Source organism: Actinosynnema sp. NPDC023658 (genome assembly GCF_040639995.1).
In the GTDB taxonomy this organism is placed as follows: Bacteria; Actinomycetota; Actinomycetes; order Mycobacteriales; family Pseudonocardiaceae; genus Actinosynnema.
In genome coordinates this window covers 1-1,806 of the sequence record NZ_JBFAAX010001074.1, presented here as the reverse complement: position 1 = coordinate 1,806, position 1,806 = coordinate 1, and the positions used below count along the sequence as shown (strand labels likewise).

3 protein-coding genes are annotated in these 1,806 nt (G+C 71.8%); all 3 read right to left on the bottom strand.

The window, feature by feature from the left end; genetic code table 11:
* Positions 1-46 precede the first annotated feature (46 nt).
* Positions 47-436, bottom strand: coding sequence for a hypothetical protein (locus tag AB0G02_RS38215; protein ID WP_360804798.1), 390 nt, complete (start codon positions 434-436; stop codon positions 47-49).
* The gene (gene sbnA / locus AB0G02_RS38210) at positions 430-1,515 is read right to left on the bottom strand and encodes a 2,3-diaminopropionate biosynthesis protein SbnA (RefSeq protein WP_360804795.1); all 1,086 of its coding nucleotides are present in this window, start codon (positions 1,513-1,515) and stop codon (positions 430-432) included. Before sbnA ends, AB0G02_RS38215 begins: the two co-directional genes overlap by 7 nt.
* Positions 1,512-1,806 (bottom strand): acyl carrier protein (locus AB0G02_RS38205; protein ID WP_360804792.1); only part of this gene is annotated, 295 nt, incomplete at its 5' end. The genes AB0G02_RS38205 and sbnA, both read right to left, overlap by 4 nt.

The following is a 1,806-nucleotide window of genomic DNA, read 5'->3' as shown; positions in this document are numbered from 1 at the left end:
CGCAACGTCTTGACCCACCCCTCCACCGCGATCCGTGAGATCTCCTTCAACGGCACGTCACCGAACCGCGGGCCAGGGCGGCGCTCGCCGCAGTGCGCTTCGCGGAGATCAGCGACCCCTCCAGCAGTGCGACCGGCCGCCCGGTGTCCAGTTCGTTGAGCACGATCACGGAGTTGGCGCGGGGCAGTCCCGACCCGAGGTTGCCGGGGAAGGAGGCGATCCACTTCATCCCGGCGGCCGGGTGCTCGCCGCCGACGAACGCGGGCAACCCGATGATCCGGTTGCGGTCGTCGCCCGGAAAGCGGAGGAACGTCGAGTGCGGCACCGCCGACCGGCCCTCGTCGTGCAGTTCGTAGGCGGTGCGGACCAGGTCGACCAGCTCGGCCTCCCGGCCGCGCAGCACGCGGTCGACCTCGTCGTGCGTGACGATCAGCAACGGTCGGGTTCCTGTTCTTCCCACCCGGGCACGGCGCCGAAGCGCTCGGTCACCCACGAGTCGGAGTAGATGGTGTCGAGGTAGCGGTCCCCCGCGTCCGGGAAGATCAGGACGCAGTGCGAGCCCGGCGGGACGCGGTCCGCGAACCGCGCCAGCGCCGCGACCGTGGCGCCGGAGGAGCCGCCGGCCAGGACCGCCTCGGTCGCCGCCAGTCGACGGCACGCGGCCACGCAGTCCAGGTCCGACACGTGGATCACGTGGTGCGCCGCGTCGGCTTCGTAGAGCTCGGGCCGGACCGACGCGCCGTGGCCCGGGATGTGCCGGGGCTGGACGTGCTGGCCGTCGAAGATGACGCTGCCGATCGCGTCCACGCCGACGATGCGGGTGTTCATGCCGTTGTCCGCGATGTAGCGGGCGCAGCCGCGCAGCGTGCCGAACGAGCCGACCGCGCAGAACAGGTAGTCGACCCGCCCGTTCATCGCGTTGGCGATCTCGTGCATGGTCCGCTCGTGCGCCCGCGGGTTGAGCGGGTTGGCGTACTGGTTGGGCCAGAACGCGTGCGGCACGGTCGCCAGCAGCTCGCGCACCCTGGCGAGCCTGCTGGGCAGGTACTCGCCGGTCCGCGGGTCGGGCTCGGTGACGACCTCGACCTCGGCGCCGTAGGCCCGCAGGATCGCCAGCGTCTGCCGGTTGGTCTTGCCGTCGACCACGCACACGAACCGCAGCCCGACGTACCCGCAGACCTGCGCCAGGCCGACGCCGAGGTTGCCGGAGCTGGACTCCACCACCACGCTGCGGCCCGGCACCAGGTCGCCGCTCGCGATGGCGTCCCGCAGCATGCTCAACGCCGAGCGGTCCTTGACGCTGCCGCCCGGGTTGAACTGCTCCAGCTTCGCGAACACCCGCGCGTCCAGGCCGGGCGCCACGCGGTTCAGCTCGATCAGCGGCGTGTTGCCGACGGTGGCGAGCACGCCGCCGAAGGCGTCACCCGCCTCCCGGCCGACCGCGGCCAGGCCGGGCAGTGACGAGACCCGGTCCAGCGCGGTCCGGCCGCGGACGTCGGCCAGCAGGTCGGTCACCGGGAAACGCTGCCGGCCGGCCTGGCGTCGTGCACGAAGGACACCAGGTCCTGCACGGTCACCAGCCGGGCGAGCACCTCGTCCGGGATGACCACGGTGAACTCGCGCTCCAGCGCCACCACCAGGTCGACGCGGCTCAGCGAGTCCACGCCCATCTCCTCGAAGCTGGACGACAGCGCCACGTCGCCCTCGTAGTCCGGGATGAGCTCCCGGATGGTCGAGCTGATCACTTGCACGATGTCCACGGACATGGCCGCAGGTCCTCTCGGGTAGGGGTGTCGAACGACGGCG